At 67.2% G+C, this 18451-nt stretch carries 11 protein-coding genes and 1 pseudogene; 10 read left to right on the top strand and 2 right to left on the bottom strand.

Going from position 1 to position 18451, the window contains the following annotated elements:
- Positions 1-116 precede the first annotated feature (116 nt).
- The 8 genes from JOF29_RS34625 (at position 117) to JOF29_RS34590 (ending at position 13061) form a co-directional block, all read left to right on the top strand.
- Positions 117-1403 (top strand): PIN-like domain-containing protein, encoded by a 1287-nt coding sequence (locus JOF29_RS34625; protein ID WP_209698575.1) that lies wholly within the window; start codon positions 117-119, stop codon positions 1401-1403.
- A complete protein-coding gene (locus JOF29_RS34620) occupies positions 1403-2986 on the top strand; it encodes a DUF2397 domain-containing protein (RefSeq protein ID WP_307863839.1) in 1584 nt (527 codons plus the stop codon). The genes JOF29_RS34625 and JOF29_RS34620 overlap by 1 nt, the downstream gene beginning before the upstream one ends.
- Positions 2878-4110 carry a TIGR02678 family protein gene (locus tag JOF29_RS34615; RefSeq protein ID WP_307863838.1) on the top strand — a complete coding sequence of 411 codons (1233 nt, stop codon included), beginning with the start codon at positions 2878-2880 and terminating at the stop codon, positions 4108-4110. Before JOF29_RS34620 ends, JOF29_RS34615 begins: the two co-directional genes overlap by 109 nt.
- A complete protein-coding gene (locus JOF29_RS34610) occupies positions 4103-8245 on the top strand; it encodes a TIGR02680 family protein (RefSeq protein WP_209698572.1) in 4143 nt (1380 codons plus the stop codon). Before JOF29_RS34615 ends, JOF29_RS34610 begins: the two co-directional genes overlap by 8 nt.
- A complete protein-coding gene (locus JOF29_RS34605; protein ID WP_209698571.1) occupies positions 8242-9456 on the top strand; it encodes a DUF2399 domain-containing protein in 1215 nt (404 codons plus the stop codon). The genes JOF29_RS34610 and JOF29_RS34605 overlap by 4 nt, the downstream gene beginning before the upstream one ends.
- A gap of 234 nt (positions 9457-9690) precedes the next feature.
- Complete coding sequence (locus JOF29_RS34600; protein ID WP_209698570.1) at positions 9691-10305, top strand: type IV toxin-antitoxin system AbiEi family antitoxin domain-containing protein; 615 nt, start codon at positions 9691-9693, stop codon at positions 10303-10305.
- The gene (locus tag JOF29_RS34595; protein ID WP_209698569.1) at positions 10305-11204 is read left to right on the top strand and encodes a nucleotidyl transferase AbiEii/AbiGii toxin family protein; all 900 of its coding nucleotides are present in this window, start codon (positions 10305-10307) and stop codon (positions 11202-11204) included. The genes JOF29_RS34600 and JOF29_RS34595 overlap by 1 nt, the downstream gene beginning before the upstream one ends.
- 927 nt (positions 11205-12131) lie before the next feature.
- Positions 12132-13061: a helix-turn-helix domain-containing protein gene (locus tag JOF29_RS34590; protein ID WP_209698568.1), complete on the top strand. Its 930-nt coding sequence runs from the start codon at positions 12132-12134 to the stop codon at positions 13059-13061.
- A gap of 93 nt (positions 13062-13154) precedes the next feature.
- On the opposite strand, the pseudogene JOF29_RS46175 reads toward JOF29_RS34590, so the two are convergent.
- Both JOF29_RS46175 and JOF29_RS34580 read right to left on the bottom strand, forming a co-directional pair.
- A pseudogene (locus JOF29_RS46175) lies at positions 13155-13403 on the bottom strand (TIGR04141 family sporadically distributed protein); the annotation flags it as partial.
- Positions 13400-16207, bottom strand: a complete 2808-nt coding sequence (locus JOF29_RS34580; protein WP_245359735.1) for an FAD-binding and (Fe-S)-binding domain-containing protein — start codon at positions 16205-16207, stop codon at positions 13400-13402. The gene JOF29_RS34580 and the pseudogene JOF29_RS46175, both read right to left, overlap by 4 nt.
- A 16-nt stretch (positions 16208-16223) precedes the next feature.
- Here JOF29_RS34580 and JOF29_RS34575 point away from each other — a divergent pair, with 16 nt between their 5' ends.
- Together JOF29_RS34575 and serA are read left to right on the top strand one after the other, a co-directional pair.
- Positions 16224-16931 carry a GntR family transcriptional regulator gene (locus JOF29_RS34575; protein ID WP_209698566.1) on the top strand — a complete coding sequence of 236 codons (708 nt, stop codon included), beginning with the start codon at positions 16224-16226 and terminating at the stop codon, positions 16929-16931.
- Positions 16932-16991: 60 nt separating this feature from the next.
- Positions 16992-18200: a phosphoglycerate dehydrogenase gene (gene serA, locus JOF29_RS34570; protein ID WP_209698565.1), complete on the top strand. Its 1209-nt coding sequence runs from the start codon at positions 16992-16994 to the stop codon at positions 18198-18200.
- Positions 18201-18451: the final 251 nt, after the last annotated feature.

Raw genomic sequence — 18451 nt, 5'->3', positions numbered from 1 at the left:
CCACAGTGTGCGAATCCACCATCACGGTCGCAGCCGAGCAGTTAGCCTCATCCGCGCCCGCCCGACACGCAGAGTGAGTGACCGGTGGTGGGCTACGGCTGTGGTCGGTAGTGTGCATGACGGTGGTTCATTGCAAGTGGGGGATGCGCGTGGGTACTGCCTTGAGGTCCGGATTCGGCGCGAATGTGCCGCAGACCGACAGCGATGTCGACGAGGCGCTGACCGGGGGTTTGCTGAGTCTCGATGCGAATGTGCTACTGAACTTCTATCGGTACAGCCCGAAGGCGCGACAGGCACTGGTAGAGGTGTTGAAGGCTGCCGGAGATCGGGCCTGGGTCAGTCATCAGGCCGCTCGGGAGTTCTGGCGGAATCGATGCTTCGCGATCGACAGCATGAACCAGGCGACTGACGAAGTCGGCAAGGCGATCGAGAAGACCCGCGCTGCGGCCGTCAGCGCCATCGATGCGTGGGCCAAGCAGACCGCCGTTCCGGAGGACACCAAGCAGTTGGTCACCGCGGCGCTGGAGGCCGGCTACGGACAGGCCCGCAACCTGATCGACACCGAGGTGCAGGGCGCCGGCACCATCTCGTACGACGGAAGCCGCGACACGGTGCTCGACCTCCTCAATGACCTCCTGCCTGCTCATGTCGGACCTCCACTGACAGAGGACGAGCACAAATCCGCACTGGCCGAAGGGGAACGACGAGTCCAGGCGAAGATCCCGCCCGGCTACAAGGACGCGGAGAAAACCCCCGGTGATGCAGCCGACGGCGCCAGCGGCGACTATCTGGTGTGGATCCAGTCGATTGCTGAAGCCAATCGTCGCGACCTCCCGCTGGTCATCGTGACAGGTGATGAGAAGGAGGACTGGTGGTGGAAGCACCGCAACCACTTCATGGGCCCGCGTCAGGAGTTGGTTCACGAGTTCGCGGCAGACTCGGAGCGACGGCTGTTCATGCTGCGGCCTGTGCAGCTGATCGAGCATGCGGCGGCTCTTCAGGTGGCTGTTTCTCCGGAGGCAGCAGCGGACGTCGCGAGGGCGAGTACCACCGACAACGAGGGCTGGACCCGGTCCGCCATCTTGGAGCTGTTCAAGCGGCTTGATGCCGAAGGATCGCCACATACCGAGATCATCCGGATGGCTGCCGCGCAGGGCGGCACAGTCAGTCGCGACCAGGTCTACGAGGTCGCGGGCTCCGGCGAGGATCGGCTGCTTCGCGGATTCACCCGGCCGACGACGAGGATCACCAGACTCCTCGAGGAAGAGGGCCGGTTGATGGCGGGGGCCGAGGTGGCGCTTACCGCAAACTACGACGGCGGTGCAACGGCGGTCAGTTTCACGATTCCGCCGGAAATGGCAGAGATCTTGAACCCTGACGCCGAAGGCAGGGCCTCAGTCTGATGCCTGGATCCACTCCTTCAGACGGCCAGTTTCGGGACAGCGCTGTGGATGATGAGGAACTTGCCGAGGGGCCGGATTCGTGGGCCTTGGCGGGCCTGCCGGGACGTGTGCCGATGACCTCGTACCTGGCGACGCGGTACGCGGCCCAGTACCGCGTGATCGTCGACGTGCTCCTGGCGGAGCAGGACAACAGCCTGACTGGACTGTCCTACGACGAAGTCGCCGCCGCAGTCTCGATTCGGTTGGCCAAGGTCCTTTCGGTTGAGCTCGCCGAAGAACTGGCTGCCGACGACGCCTGGAAACTCGAGGACCGACTGCAGCGGTTGGTGCACTGGGATGTTCTCACGTCATGGCAGGAGCCCGCGCGCCGTGGCGAAGACTTCCTGCGCCGGCGCGATCGATTTCAACTGACGCCCGCGGCAGCCCGCCTGCACAGCTTCCTGGCCGATCCGCAGTCGCAGGACGAAGCAACCGAAGGCGATCTGACCCTTGCGCCGCGGGCGATTCACGACCGTCTTGCAGCCTTCGCCGAGGCCGTGCGGAGGCAGCGTTTCGTCGATGCGGCCGGGGAGTTTCAGCAGGTCATCACCCTGCACCAGGCGATGGCGACCGCAGCGCGCGGCTGGCAACGTGGCCTTGCGCATGCCCTGTCCGGCGGTCCCGACGAGGCGAAGCAGGACATGTTGTGGCGGACGCTTCAGGCCTACGTCTCGATGTGGGGTGAGCAGGTCGACGTCAACAGTCCCCGGATCGCGGAACTGGTGGAGGAACTCACCCCGCTGTTGAGCGCGTCGACGTGGCGGGCGTGTATACGGGCGGCTCTCGCCGACGAAGTCCCCGAGTCGTTGGTCGACAGTCAGGTCGAGCGATGGACGCACACGTGGACAGCGCTGGCGGCGTGGTTCGCGTCGCCGGCCGGTCAGGCGCGGCGCCTCCGTCGCCAACTGCGGGATCTCGTGGCGCCGTGGGCTCGCAACATGTACATCCTGATGGACAGTGCGGGTTCGGTGACCCGCCGTCCGGAGCTGCTGCACCTCGCCGCCGCACTCGAACAAGCGCCGTCGGACCTGGAAGCATGGCGGATCTGGCACACGGCCGCAGGCGCATTCTCAGCGCGTCATCTGCAACTGCCCGCTGACTCGGCGGATGACTCGGCTCTGCCGTGGGTCGATGCTCCGGCGGCGCCCGTGACCGCCCGGTACCGACGCCAGGGTGCGCGCGCCGCCGTCGGACGACGGCCGATGACTCCGAACTACGCGGACGGCAAAGCCGCTGCAGCCCAGGCCCGGCGAGCTGCTCGCGCGGAGCGCAGTGAAGCGGCTGTCTCCCTGGTACAGCGGACCGGCACCCGGATCGCGTCGTGGGAGTCTCTGAGCCGAGCAGAGTTCGAACTCCTGCTGGACCTGGTCGGCGCCGTCCGTCGCACCGGCCGGACCGTCGATGGTCGGCGTACAGCAGTCAGTCCTGACGGGCAGTGGGAGGTCAGCTTGACCGTCGAGCAGGATGCCAGATCGGCAGTGCTGAAAACCGAGGACGGCGGCTTCGTGACGCGGGACTGGACGTTCGAAATGCGGCATCTGTGACCAGCGACCTCCAACAGGCGTTCGTCGGACTGCTCCAGTGTTCGGTCGTCACCCGCGACGCCTGCCCGCAGTTATGGCCGCTGGTGTTCGCGCATCGCTCCACGCTGGCCGACTGGTTCGTGAACCGGCTCGGCTACCGGCTGCTCCTGACTGAATCCGCAGCTCGGCTGTACCGGCTTCCCACCGACGCCAAGGTCCACGCGCCGCGGCCGACGGACATGCCAGGGCGGCGCGCGCTGATCCTGGCAGTACTCACCGCCGCCGCGGCCGAGGATGCGGAAGATGTGACGAGCACTCAGGAGCTTTCCGACCGGGTCCGGGTTTTGACCGACCGCGAGCAGACCGGCGTCACGCCCTACGACCCCGATCGGTATACGGAACGCGTGCTGTTCGTGCGGGGGCTCCAGGTGCTGGTGGACCTGGGCGGCCTACGACCGCTCGGCGTAGCAACAACCGATCAGAACGATGACTGGGCGCGGCAGCGCAACAAGGTCGGCGATGCCTTCGACGTGCGACGTGAGCTGTTGCTGCGGATGATCGACCCGGTCAGCTTGAATGCAGCGCTCGATTCCGCGGGCGGCCAAGAGGCGGAGTCCCCCAGGTTCGGCGTCCTTCGCCGGCTCCTCGAACTACCGGTCTGCTACTTCGCCGACCTGTCGGACGACGAGCGCGCGTACCTGACGAACCAGCGACGGCGGCTCCTGTCCTGGTGCGAGGAGATGACCGGCTGGACCGCCGAGGAACGCGCCGAGGGAATCGCGCTGGTGGTGACCGAGGACAAGCACACTGACCTGCCCTTCCCCAGACTGCGCGCCGCGGACTTCTGCACGTTGCTGATCCTCGACGAGTTGCTGGGCGACATCGGCACCGGCAAGCCGTTCGGACGCGACCGGATCGAGCTCGCCGCCGACGACATCGCCGACCGGTATCCGACGGCGATGACCGCAGGAACAACAGTGCAGGGAGCGATGGCCGCCGGTGCCCTCGAAACGCTTGCGGCGCTCGATCTGCTGCGACCGGCCGAGACGCCGGGCGAGTTTCATCTGACACCGGCGGCGGCACGTTATCGCGGTCCCGCTGTCCAAGAGACAACTGATCGATCCGACGGAGGAACCGATGACTGATGCACGCGTCGACGGCGAGGCCTGGCTCGACGCCGCACGGACCGGTGGCCTGCCGACCGCGCAGCTGACCCGCTGGCAGCCGCTGCGCGTCGGAATCGTCAATCTCTGGGAGTACGACGAGGCCGAGTTCTGGTTCGCCGACGGGCGCCTGGTGCTGCGCGGCGGGAACGGCGCGGGCAAGACCAAGGTTCTCGAGCTCACGACCTTGATGCTGATGCGCGGTGAGATCGGCGCATCAATTCTGGATCCATTCGGTTCGCAACATCGCACCATGCGGTTCAACCTGCTGCCCACAGGTGAGGCCGACGATCCACGGGAGCTGAGGGACGCCGGACTTGGTTACGCGTGGGCGGAGTTCGGGCGGATCGGCGATCACGGCGAGGCGGAGTACTTCACCTGCGGTCTCGGCGCCAGCGCGCGCCGTGGGACCGGAACCGCGCCGGTGCAGACCTGGCAATTGGTCACTCGGCATCGGATCGGCAGTGCGCTGGAGCTGACCCACTCTGGACGGCCGCTCGACGAAACGGAACTGAAGAAGCTTCCCGGAATACAGGTCTACAAGAGCGCGACACAGTACCGTGCGCACCTGGCGCGTGAGCTGTTCGGCATGGAGATCGACGCCTACAACAACCTGACCGAATTGCTCAAGCAACTCCGGAAACCGAAGTTGGGCGAACGTCTGAACCCGGCGAGTCTCGCCGACACCCTGCGAGACGCCCTGCCGCCGATCGCAGCCGAGGAGATCGACAACCTCGCCGACGGGTGGGATCGGCTCGACCAACTCCGCTCCAAGGTCGACACCACCAAGCAGGCCGCCCATGCACTGGCGTACTACACCAGCCATGCGTGGAAGCCATGGGCCTCGATCGTCGTCCGCTCGCGGGCCGACGAACTGTCACGAACCACCAGCCAACTCGAACGAACCACGGATCTCAAGAACCGCGCTGACGGCGAGCTCACCGAAGCCACGCGGCAAGTCGGTCAAGTGACGAGTGAGCTCGAAAGGGTGCGCATCGACCGGGACGACCGCGAGGTCGAATATCGCGAGCTGCTGAAATCGCAGGCGTACACCGATGCGGTAGCTGCGGCGGGCCGAGTCGAAACCCTTCGCAGTGCGTTGGCAACCGTGGCCCAGCACCGCGGGAGTGTGAACGAGCGGCACAGCAAATCGGTCCTAGCTGTGGAGCAGTCGCAGGCGGTCGTCACCGCCGCCCTGACCGAGGCCGCGGCGGTGGCCGAGCGACAGTCCACGCAGGCTAGAACTCTGACGGAACTCGCCGCGCAGGTCGGCCTCGCCGCTGCGACCGAGCGGCACCTGCCGGACCTGGACATCGCCGGTCTGCGGGTCGCGATCGACAGAAGGTTCGAGCGATTCGAGCACCATGAGCAGTTGCATGCCGACCTCGGGAGAGCAGTTGCCGAAGCCGAGGCATCGCAAAGACGCGTCGCTCGGTACGCCGCACGTCGCGACGAGGCGGCATCGGAGGCCGGGGAGCGGCTGGCGCAATTGGAGACCGCCGTCGACGACCTGCGCGTGAACTTGCGGAAATGGGCCCGCAGTTTGACAGCCGCCCCGACGACGGATGAGCAGGTCGAACACTGGTGTGACCTGGTCGCCGAGTTGACCACAGTAGGTTCATCGACCACATCGCCACGCGCTGCGGTCCGGCAGCATTTCGACGGGCACCGAGAGCAGTTGCAGCGGCGGATCGCGGTGGCCGAAGCCCGCCGAGAGCCGCTGCGGGCCGAGAAGTCGCGACTCGAAGCAGACATCGATCGCCTGCGATCGATCTCCGAGAACCCGCCGCCGAAGCCGGTGACGTGGAGTCGTCGCGACCGTCCGGACACGTCGGCCGGCCGAGGTGCGCCGTTCTGGAAGTGTGTGAACCCCCGGGACGTGCTGGCTCCAACTGACCTCGACGTTCTGGAGGCTGCGCTCGCTGCCGCCGGGATCCTCGATGCCTGGGTCACGCCGTCCGGCTTGCTGGTCGATGCTGATGGCAACGAACCCTTCGACGTCCAGCTGCGGCCGCGAGCAGTGCCCGGTGCGAGCCTGAACGACGTGCTCGAACCAGCTTCCGCTGACGGTGTGCCGGTGGACGTGGTCGCGGCCTTACTCGCCGGGTTCGGCTGGTTCGCCGATCGAGCATCCGCTCCGGAGGACGGGAGTTGGCTGAGCCGCGATGGCTGCTGGTCAGTCGGTTCCCTGACCGGGCGAGCCGCGCCCGCGCAGAGCGCGTCGTACCTCGGAATCGCAGCGCGCGAGGCGGCCCGTCTCCGGGCCATCGACGCGGCCGGCGCCGAACTACGTTGGGTTGACGAGGATTTGACCCTCATCGAGGCCGAACTCATCCTCCTCGCGAGCCAACTGGACCTCCTCGAGACCGAATACGCCGCAGTGCCGTCCGAGCGGCCAGTCATCGAGGCTGCTCGCACGTTCGCGGTCAGCACGGACTTGTCGGGCCACGCGGAGCGGGAGCACGCAACAGAGGTCGCCCGGCACGGCACGATCCAGGCCGAGGCAGACGACAAGCGGGCAGGCCTCGCCGAACATGCCGCTCGTTTCGAGTTCCCCATGGAGGGTCTGCAAAGTTACAGCCGGGCGCTGAACCATTGCCGCCAGGCGGTGCTGGAACTGTCCGCACTGATCGAGTTGAACAAGTCGCGGCAAGATGCGCTCCACGCCGCCGAGACCACAGCGGAGGACCGCGGTATCGAGTTGGAGGAGGTCGTTCGGGAGCTGGAGAGACTGACGACGGAGCAACGGCAGGTCCGTATCCAGCTCACGATCGCGGAAACGACCCTGCAGTCGGATCATCACGACATGTTGGGCAGAGCAGACCGCTTGGCCGAGCGCCTCACTCAGCTCGGCACTTCGATGACGCGCTTGGGCAACGAGTTGACCGAGGCGCGTGTCACCGTCGCCTCCGCAACGGCGGTACTCGCCCAGCATGAGGAGCGCCGCGTCGCAGCCGAGACCGCCCGTAACGAAGCGCTAACCGCCTGGTGGGCGGTGGTCGACGCGGACCTGCTCGGGCCACTAGACCTTTCGGCGCCCGACAGGCGCGTGGTCGAGACCGGCCGGGAGAGCGCACGGGCTGCACGGCGGGCGTTGCGGGACGTGACCGAGCCCGCCGCCGAGGAACGAGCGTGGCGGAGGTGCCTGACCAGCCTTCAGGAACTCCGGCAGCAGCTACTTCCGACGCGTGACATGCGGATCGACGACGACGGACCGGTTCCGCTCGTGTTGGTGCTCACTGATGCAACGCACGGATGGCAGGCTCCCCAGCCGGCCAGCAACGCGCTGGCCGCCGCCGTCCAGGAGCTGGAGGACCGCTATAACACCGAGCAACGCGATGTCCTGGGAACCCTGCTGGAGTCCAACTTCATCGAGTACCTGAAGGAGCGGCTCGATTACGCCGAGGGCACCTTCCTCGACATCAACCGGCAACTCGCGAAGCATCCGACGGGACAGGGGCACGTCGTTCGGCTGGAGCGAGTGCCCGACCCGGCCGATCCGGAGGCGGTGGTCGTGGTCAAGGCACTCGGCCACGGATACGCTCAACTCGGCGCGGATCGTCAGGAACAGGTACGCAACTTCCTGTCCCGAAAGATCGATGCGGCCCGGGCCGACGCAAAGGCCGGGGGCGCGAGCGACTGGAAGGAACAACTGGCGAGTGCGCTCGACTACCGTCGGTGGTTGCGCATCGAGTTGCAGTTCCGGGGCGGCGACGGAGGCGTGTGGCGCCGTTTCGACAATGCGAGTCACGGCTCCAAGTCCGGCGGCGAAAAGGTAGTCCTGCTGTCTCAGCCGCTGTTCGCCGCAGCGGTCGTCGCCTACAACGCGGCCGGCCGCGGAGCGCCACGATGGATCTGGCTCGACGAAGCAATGACCGGTGTCGATGCGTCCGTCAAGGAGTCGTTCATGGGCCTCACCGTGGAATTCGACCTCGACATCATGTTGACCGCCCACGACGAATGGTGCACGTACCGTACGGTGCCGGCCGTCGCCATCTACGACCTGGCTCGCGACAAGCTCCTGCCGGGCGTGGATGTCGACAGCTATCTCTGGCTGGGCAAGAACCTGACTCAGGTCGAGCAAGCGCTGCCGATCGCGGTTGCAGGCGCCGAATGAGCGGCGTACCAGAAGGAATCCGGCAATGGTCCGAGCTCGACGGACCGGCAACGGTTCTCCGCGCCGTACAGAACCGAGCGCGCCGTGGGCACGACACCGAGAACGGCCGCCTCGGTGCGCTGGCGCTCTCATCGAGCCAGCGACAGGAGGTGGGAAGGCTCCTGGGCAACAGCTGGGCGCTCTCCGGCCGGCCGGTTCAGCTCCGTGACGTCGCCGCGCGACTGGCCGAACACGGGATGACGGTCCGTCGGCTCGTCGAGGCGCTGTACGGCGAAGTCGAGCTCGACGCCGACGTACGGCGGATGGAAAGCGAACGGGCTCTGGCTGAGGACGAGTCCGCCGAGGCCGAATTGATCTGGGCCGGAGTGCCGCCGCAGGTCGCTCGCGACTGGCTGGCCGACGAGCCGATCCTGCCGGCGGCCGGCACCGGAGACCGCCTCGGGGTTGTCCGGGAGGTGAGCGCGATCTGGATACAGTTGCCTGACGCAACCACACCACCGATTCGGCATGCGCAACTTGCCAGTGTTCTCCTTGGCGACGCACACGCACTGGACGCAGACCAGCTGCTCGGAAAGCTTGTAGCACGACTGGCGGCGACGGCCCATGGACTGGCGCGACCGGGGCGGGCCGGCCGGATCTGGCGGCTGGCGTGGGCGGCGGTCGGCGTACTCTGCGACGAGGTCTCGTCTCGAGTCCTCGCAGTGAATCTCGCACTGGAAGGAAACGCACACGCCGTCCGCTTGTGCTCCGCCTCCGTTGGCGAACCGGTTTGGCTGTCCCTACGCTCGTTGCGTGGCGGCTGGAGGGCAGTGGGTGGACCAGCCTTTGTCTGCGAGAATCCGACAGTCGCCGAGGCGGCTGCGGATCGGCTCGGAGCCGACTGTCCACCGCTGATCTGCACCGACGGTGTGCCGACCACGGCAGCTCTCGACCTGGTCGCCGGGCTGGCTGCTGCCGACATACCACTGAGCATCCGGGCGGATTTCGACCATGCGGGCCTAGTAGTCGTCAAACAACTCGTGTCCGTGGCACCGGCCGCAGAAATGTGGCGCTTCGATGTCGCCACCTACCTCCGTCACGCCGCCAACGGCACCAAGCCCGGCCATCACCCAGACCTGCGGTCGGCGATCGACCACTTAGCCCAGGCCGTCCATGAAGAGGCCCTACTAGACGATCTACTCGCCGACCTGTCATCAGCAGTTGCACCGTGAGACAGCGTCGCCCATGAACCACAAGAAGCTCGGGCCGAACACCCTTCCTGGCTTCCCTGGATGCCTCAACTGGTACCTCCGTCCGGCTGGACGTAGATCCGTCGTGACGAGCTGCGTCGGCCGTCGCGGTGCGCCAATCCTCGTGAGCCACATCAGCTGATCGGTTCTGACCGGAGATCCGAAGCATGTATCAAATCGTCCCCCTTAATAGTCTCATGGGGTATGATTTGGTACATGACGCCCTTGGAGTCACCTCGCACACGCCAACGGCTGGCACTGCTGCCGCCCACGTTCAGCACGGCGCAGGCACGCCGGGCCGGCCTGCCATCACGGGATCTGGCGACGCTGGTCAGCGAGGGGGCCGCGATTGAACTCTCGCGCGGTGTCTACCGGCGGTCCGACGCCCCCGAGACTGCGCACCTCGATCTGCTGGCTGTCCACGCACGGGCGTCGGGTGCAGTGGTCTGCGGCGAGTCCGCGCTCGCGCTGCACGATCTGATCGACGACATACCGGCCGCCGTACACATCGCTGTACCGCGTGGCGCCCGGCGTCCGGCGATCTCGTACCCACCCATCGTCGTCGCGCAGTACGCGGCCATGACCTTCGACCTCAACATCGAGCAGTACGAGGCGGCACCGGGCGAGTTCGTGCCGGTGTACGACGCAGCCCGCAGCGTGGTCGATGCCATGCGCCACCGCAACCGCGTCGGCCACACACTGGCCCTGGCGGCACTCGGCCGGTACCTGCGAACCAGTGGGCCTGACGGCGTCGCGAATCTCCAACGCATCGCGCGTGAACTGCATGCCCTCTCCGTCATCCGGCCAGCTGTCGAAGCGGTGCTCGCCTGATGGTCAACCCAGCCCGCGACACCACTGCCGGCCGCATCTACAACGACTTGCGGAACTCAGCGCGCCGACAACGGCGCGCCACCGACGAAGTCATGGTCGAGTACGTCCTCGAACGATTCCTCTACCGGCTCGCCACATCACCAGCCAGCCGCGAACACTTCGTCCTCAAAGGCGGACTACTCCTCGCCCAGTTCGGCGCCCGCCGCACGACCCGCGACATCGACATACTCGGGCAAGACTTCGCCGGCGAGGACACCGAGATCATCCGCCGAATCAGGACGATCGCCGCGACCGAAGTCGACGACGGCGTCACGTTCGACGGCGCAAGCCTCAGAACCACGCCGATTCGAGACGACGGCCGCTACCACGGACTCCGACTCGTCATGCCCGCCTCAATCGCCCGAGCCCAACTCAAACTCCAACTCGACGTCAGCCTCGGCGACCCCATCACCCCCGAGCCCCAACTCATCGCATACCAACAACTCCTCGAGGCCGAGACCTTCACCATCCTCGGCTACCCACTCGCCACCGTCATCGCCGAGAAACTCTCCACCGCCATTGAACTCGGCGACCTCAACACCCGCGACCGCGACTACGGCGACCTCTACCGCCTGCTACGCGCCAACACCCTCCGCGCCGACGAAGTATCCACAGCTCTCGACGCCACAGCAGCCCACCGACAGATCACCTTGCGACCACTCAGCTCCAGCATCACCGACCTCGCCCAGCGACGACAGCCCTCCTACACCGCATGGCTACGACGTCAGGGCCCAGCCGCCACCGGCTACCCACCTAGGTTCGCGGATGCAGTCGCCGTGATCACAGCCTTCGCCGACCCACTCATCAGCGGCGAGGCCCGAGGCAAGGCCTGGGATCCAGACAACGCCCGGTGGACCTGAACAACAGGTCACCCCGCTGATCGCCACGACGCCCTTCTTCGACAGGTCCGTCCCCGACGCACCTCTTTACGCACCTCAATCAGCGCGAGAGGATGGTTGCCGATGAGAACTTATGCGCAACAAGCAGCCGCGGAATCCGTTACCTGTAAGAGTTTTCGCGCACCATCGACAAATGATGATCAATCTCAGCTGGAATTCAGCGGGTTCGGGGTTCGAGTCCCTGGCGGCGCACAAAAGCCCAGGTCACAGCGTGGCCTGGGTTTCTCGATGCCTGCAGGACACCTTTTATTCGACCTTTTCGGCCCGCGCATCTCTCCCGTCGGCTAGGCCTTGCAGCCTTCAGGTGACCGTGACTGTGCGTCACCTCACATCGGCGTGCGACGTCACCGTCGTCCCTCACCTCTCGCACCGGCCAAGCGTTGAATAGGAAACGCTCACACCGGTTGGAGGCAAGACATGCCGAGGACACCGCTGCCCATCGGAACCTGGGGAGAGATCTCCACCAGAACCCTGAAGACCACCAAGAACGGCAAACCCCTCAAGCACCTGGCCCGTGCCAAGTTCCGCGACCACGACGGCACGGTCCGCCCAGTCACCGCCACCGGCTCAACCAAGACCGCCGCCCGAGCGGCCCTGATCCTCAAGCTCCAGAACCGCGCCAGAACCAGACACTCGGCAGACCTCACCGAGATGCACAAGATCAACCACCTCCTCGATCTCTGGGAGAAGAGATTCGAGAGGCTCGTGGCCGACGGGCAACGCTCTGGACACCTATCGGCGCGCGCTCAAGAACCACGTCCGACCCGCAATCGGCGAACTCCACATCGGCGAGGCCACCACCCCGTGCCTCGACACCGTCCTGTTCAAGATCAAGGACCACGTCGGCCCTCAACCGCCAAGACCTGCCGCGCGGTCATCTCCGGCGCGATGAAGCTCGCCGTCCGCTATGGCGCCATCACCGTCAATCCCGCCCGCGAGGTCGACGCCATCGAAGCCAAACCCAAGCGGCCACTCCGAGCCCTCACCACCGAAGAAGTCACCCTCCTGCAGAAGAGCCTGACCGCAGACGAACACGCCGTCGAAGCTGACCTGCCTGACCTCGTCACATTCATGCTCGCCACCGGCGTCCGCATCGGCGAAGCCCTCGCCGTCCTCTGGCACCAAGTCGACCTCGAAACCGGCGCCGTCGAGATCACCCACAGCATCGCCCGGCCACCCGGCGAAGGCCTGATCCGTAAGACCACCAAGTCCAGAACCGGCCAGCGCATCCTCAGCCTCCCCACCTGGGCCACAACCAGCCTCCGCGCCCGCCATACCGGCGACACGCAACCCGACGCCCCAGTCTTCCCCGACACGATCGGCAACTACCGAGACCCCTCCAACACCCGTCGCGCCCTCCGCACCGCCCTGTCCCCCGTCGCCAGCACCGCCCGACGAGAGCTCGGCCAAACCCTGCGCGCATTCCGCCGCCAGGCCCACCTCAGCCGCAAGCAAGCCGCACTGACCCTCGGCTGGCCCCAAACCAGACTCGAACTCATCGAAACCGGCCGACTCAAACCCAACCACCGACTCGTCTCCAGCCTCGCCAAGACCTACGGGATCGACCTGGACAACACCCCTGATCTGCTTGCCCGGCTCAGAGACTCCGCCGAACCGGCCGAATCCGACAAACTCGCCTGGATCCGCTCCCACGCACTCCGCAAAACCACCGCCACCGCCCTCGACGACGCCGGCCACACCGCCCGCCAAATCGCCGACCAACTCGGCCAAGCCAAAGTCTCCATCACCCAAGACACCTACCTCCACCGCCAACCCGCCAACCCCGCCGCCGCCCAAGTTCCACGTGCCGAGCAGTAGCAGGCAGATCTTCAGGCACCCCTGTTCACGTGCCTCGAGCTGCCCGAGACGATCCTGAACGGCGTCCAGGATCTCGTGACCGGCGTTCGCGTCCATCGCCCGGCTGAGAAGTTCGATCCTCACCTGAGGCTCACGAACCAGCATCTCCGCCGACACGACCGCTTGGGTGCAGAGGCGGCCGAACGTTGCCGACCGCCCCTTGATCTTCGCGAAGACCAACCTGCCGTCGTCCGTCGACAGATCGCAGTCTTCGAAGGCGCTCTCCCCCGAGAGCTTGACGTTCAGCCGGTCGAGCACGGCGAGTCTCGAGTTTGGTGAACGCTTGAAGGCTGGTCCCTTCAGGGATTGGCTGGATCGAGTAGCTGCGCCAGGTGCACGCTGCGCCGGTGTCGTAGATCAGCGATCTGCGTGCGGCAGGAGAACCCGTCTGCCAGGACGACTGCGTCCGGGCTCGCGTCGATGGCGGGTAGGAGGTTCTGGTCGGCGACGGCCACGGAGACCTCGTAGTGGCCGATCTCGACGCCGAAGTTCCCGGCAAGGCCACAGCAGCCGGCCAGGGTCTGCACCGTGGCGCCGGTGTCGGCGAGCAGGTCTGCGTCCGTCTTCCAGCCGAGAATGGCGTGGTGGTGGCAGTGGGGTTGGGCGATGACCTTTGTCCCGGTCAGGTCGGGGCCTTGCCAGCCTGAGGTCTCGGCGAGGAGCTCCGCGAGCGTGCGGACCTGGGACGAGACGAGGGCAGCGTCCTCGTCGCCGGGGAGTAGCTCGTGGACGTCCGAGCGCAAGACCGCGGTGCAGGATGGCTCGATCCCGACGATAGGTATGCCGGCCCGCGCGTCCGCCGCGAGGGTGGCGACGGTGCGGCGCAGGATGTCCTTGGCCGAGTCGAGCTGTCCGGTCGTGATCCAGGTCAGGCCACAGCACACCGAGCCGCTCGGGAGGCGCGGTTCGTAGCCGGCGTCTCGCAGCACCCGCACCGTGGCGTCGGCGATCTCAGGTGAGAAGACGTCGGTGAACGAGTCGGCGAACAACACCACTGGCCTAAGGTCCGAAGCGAGCGGTGTGAAGGTGCGGCGGAACGGGCGCTGGGGAAACGCGGGTAGGGAGCGGCGACGGTCGACGCCGGCCAGCCACAACGCGATGGGGCCGACGAGAGGCAGGGCAAGGGCCCTGTTGGCCAGCGTCGGCGCGCGGCCCGCGAGCCGTGCCCACATGGGCAGCTTGCCAAGTGTGTAGTGGGAGCGGGGGCGGATCCTGCGCCGGTAGGTCTGGTGCAGCACCTCGGACTTGTACGTCGCCATGTCGATGCCGGTGGGGCAGTCCGATGCGCACCCCTTGCACGCCAGACACAGATCCATCGCGTCGTGCACCGACGGGTGCGACCAGGGCAGCTCGCCGCGGACAACGTCCTGCAGGATCCGGGCCCGGCCTCGGGTGGAGTCTTTCTCCTCCCGAGTGGCCAGGTAGGAGGGGCACATGACACCGCCGGCAGCGGAGTTGTCGGCCCGACACTTGCCGACCCCGGTGCAGCGGTGCACTGCCTGCCCGAGGTCTCCGTGGTCGTGCGGGTAGGCCATCGCCAGACTCCGGATCGGGAACCTTCCAGCAGGTCGCACGTTCCTGTCCACAGGATCGGGGTCGACGAGCACCCCGGGGTTGAGAAGGTTGTCCGGGTCGAAGGCGCGCTTGATCCCGCCGAACAGGGCGATCGCGTCGGGCGAGTACATGTGCGGCAGCAGCTCGGATCGGGCACGCCCGTCGCCGTGCTCGCCCGAGAGCGATCCGCCGAACCCGCCGACCAGCCGCGCCGACTCGGTGAGAAACTCGCGCATGACGCGGGTGCCGTCCGGCTGGTCCAGCGGCAGGTCCAGCCGCACGTGCAAGCACCCGTTGCCGAAGTGACCGAACGGGGCCGACGTCATGCCGTAGGAGCTGACGAGCTCGTCGAAGGCTGCGAGGTACTCCCCCAGGCGAGCGGGCGGCACGGCCGCGTCCTCCCACCCCGGCCAGGCCGGTTTGCCGGACGGCGCCCGACCCGCGAGGCCGGCGCCGTCCTCGCGAATGCGCCACAAGCGGGCCTGCACGACAGGGTCCTCGACGATGACGCCGTCATCGCCGAGCCGCTCCCCCACCAGGCGCCGGGCCCGATCCCTGACCTCCCCTAGCTCCTCGCCGGCGAACTCTACGAACAGCCACGCCCGGCCCTTGGGCAGCGCAGGTATGGCGCCGGGCCCGCGGCGAGCGCGGAGCACGTCAACCAGCCGGGAGTCCAAGCCCTCGCAGGAGGTCGGCCCGTGCGCCACGACCCCGGGAGCAGCGCGACCTGCCGTGACGATGTCGGGAAACCCGAGTGCCACGACGACCCGCACGGGCGCGTCGACGACCAGCCGCACGCTGGCCCGGGTGATCACCCCGAGGGTTCCTTCCGAGCCCACCAGGGCCTGGGTGAGGTCGAACCGCTCGGGCAGCAGGTGGTGCGCCGCGTAGCCGGAGACCTGCCGACCGAAGCGGTCGAACTCGGTGCGCGCCGTCGAAAGGTGACGGGACATCACCGCGCGGACGTCGAGGACCACGTCCGCGCCGCCCCGGGCAAACGGCATACCGGTCTCGTCGTAGCCCGTGACCAGCTCATCACCGGCTGCGATGAGCAACTCGAGGCCGGTCACGTTGTCCGAGGTGCGCCCGTAGGCCAGCGACCGGGACCCGCACGCGTTGTTACCGATCATCCCCCCGATCGTGCAGCGCGGGTGCGTCGACGGGTCTGGCCCGAAGCGGACCCCATGCGGTGCCACAGCCTTCTGGAGGACGGCGTGCACCGTGCCGGGCTCGACGACCGCGGTCCGCGCCTCCGGGTCGACGGCCAGCACTCGGTTCATGTGACGGGAGAAGTCCAGCACCACGCCCGGCCCGACGGCGTTGCCCGCGACAGACGTCCCCGCACCACGACAGGTGACCGGGACCCCGGTCTCGCGGGCGACGGCCAGGGCGGCGGCGACGTCCTCGACGCCCCGGGGCCGGACCACCGCCAGCGGCGGAATCCGGTACAGCGAGGCATCGGACGCATACATGCTGCGAGTGCCCGCGTCGGCCCGGACCTCCAGGCCTGCGCCTTCCAGCGCCCGCACCACCTGCGTGGACTCCTCGACCATGGGTAACATGTTACCCATGGTCCGGCTGTCGCTCCCTCTCGGCGCACCCTCCCTCGCGGACGGGGTCGTCGAAGCCGTCCGCGCGGGGATCACCTCCGGTGAGCTGCTCCCGGACGACACCTACTCTGTCTACCAGCTCGCGGACCTGCTCGGCGTCTCGCGCAGCCCGGTGAGGGAGGCGCTGCTGCGACTGGCCGAGGCCGGCCTCGTGCGCATCAACCGCAACCGCGGCTTCCAGGTCCTGACACCACAGGCGCACGACATCGAGGAGATCATCGACATCCGCCTCGCCCTCGAGCCGGCCGCCGCCCGCCGCGCGGCGGAACGCGCCACGGACGCCGAGCACGCCGAGATCCGCCTGGCCTTCGAGGCCCTCGAAGACGCGACGGGCGACGAGGAAGGGTTCTGGGTCGCGGACCGCGCGCTGCACGACCGACTCATGCGCGCCGGCGGAAACCAGCGGGCCGCGGCCATCATCGAAGGCATGCGCACCACGACCGCCCTGCTCGGCCCGCGCACCACGACCGCAGGACGGACGCTGCCCGAGATCTGCGCCGAGCACGCACCGATAGTCACCGCCATCCTCGACCGCAGGGGCGCCGCCGCCGAGACGGCGATGCGGCAGCACCTGGTGCACACCGGGCAGCTGCTGGTTCGAAACCTCCAGCCGGCATCTCACGTGATGCACACAATCGCCTCCGGCCCGTCGGCTGGGGCAATCTGAGACCCACAAGAACTCATCTCAGGCCGCCCGGCGGACGGGTGGCCGCAAGGGAGACAACGCGTGAAGGCACTGCTGCTCGAGAACGTCCACCCCGTCGCCCGGGAGACATTCCGCCGGATGGGGTTCGACGTCGACGTCCGCCCCGGCTCCATGAACGAGGCCGAGCTCATCGAGGCCTTGGCCGGTGTCGCCGTGCTCGGCATTCGGTCCAACACCAAGGTCACCCACGCCGTCCTCGATGCAGCCCCAAACCTGCGCGCGGTGGGGTGTTTCTGCATCGGCACGAACCAGGTCGACCTGACCCACGCGACCGAGCTGGGAGTGGGCGTCTTCAACGCTCCCTTCTCGAACACCCGCAGCGTCGTCGAGCTGGTCATCGGCGAGGTCCTTGCCCTGGCACGTCGCCTCCCCGAGAAGACGCAGCGCATGCACGACGGGATCTGGGACAAGTCCGCCAAGGGCGCCTACGAAACCCGCGGTCGCACCCTCGGGATCGTGGGCTACGGAAACATCGGGTCACAGCTGTCCAACATGGCCGAAGCCATTGGCATGCGGGTCGCGTTCTTCGACACCGCCGACCGGCTCGCGCACGGCAACGCGCGCCGCATGGGCTCGCTCGACGAGCTCCTCGCGGAGTCCGACGTCGTCAGCATCCACGTGGACGGCCGACCCGGCAACGCGGGCCTCTTCGGCGCGGAACAGTTCGCGAGGATGAAGCCAGGAGCCGTCTTCATCAACGCCTCACGCGGCATGGTGGTCGACGACCTGGCACTGCGCGAACACATCCTGAGCGGGCACCTCTCCGGAGCGGCAATCGACGTGTTCCCGGTCGAGCCGAAGGCGCAAGGCGACCCCTTCGAGTCCCCGCTGCGCGGCCTCGACAACGTCATCCTCACCCCACACGTCGGAGGGTCGACCGCGGAGGCACAGGAAGAGATCGGCACCTTCGTGTCGACCAAGCTCACCGGGTTCATCGCGGCCGGCGCCACGTCCTTGTCGGTCAACCTTCCCGAGGTTGCCCCTGCGCCCGGTGGCGCGGCCTTCCGGATTGCCGTCCTGCACCGCAATGTCCCGGGTGTGCTCGCTTCCATCAACAACACGCTGGCAGGCGCCGGAGTCAACGTCGTGGGTCAGTGGCTAGCGACCCGCGGCGAACACGGCTACGTCGTGACCGACACCGACGCGCACCCGGCTAAAGAGACCTTAGCCTCCCTGCGCGACGCCGCTGACACAGTTCGTGTGGAGGCTTGGCAACCCGCGGAACGTTAGGGCAAGCCCCTGGACGCAACTGGCAACGGACAGTGGGACGAACACATCGCGCCAGCCCGGCAGGGGCAGGGGCAGGTCGACTGCCTTTGCGATGCCCTGACGCGCGCAGTCGGACCCGCCAGACCGATGAGCGCTTGCGGCATCGTGGTTCCACAGTCGGCGGAAGGGCGGTGTCACCCGGAGTCGCAGGAACCCAATCATCTCATCGATCAGTCCGTAGAAGGGCTGAAGGCCAATTCTTCGTCCTCAGC

The sequence above is a fragment of the Kribbella aluminosa genome, from assembly GCF_017876295.1.
Classification (GTDB): Bacteria; Actinomycetota; Actinomycetes; order Propionibacteriales; family Kribbellaceae; genus Kribbella; species Kribbella aluminosa.
Note: the sequence above shows the minus strand (reverse complement) of the source record. Positions and strands in the feature narration are given on the sequence as shown.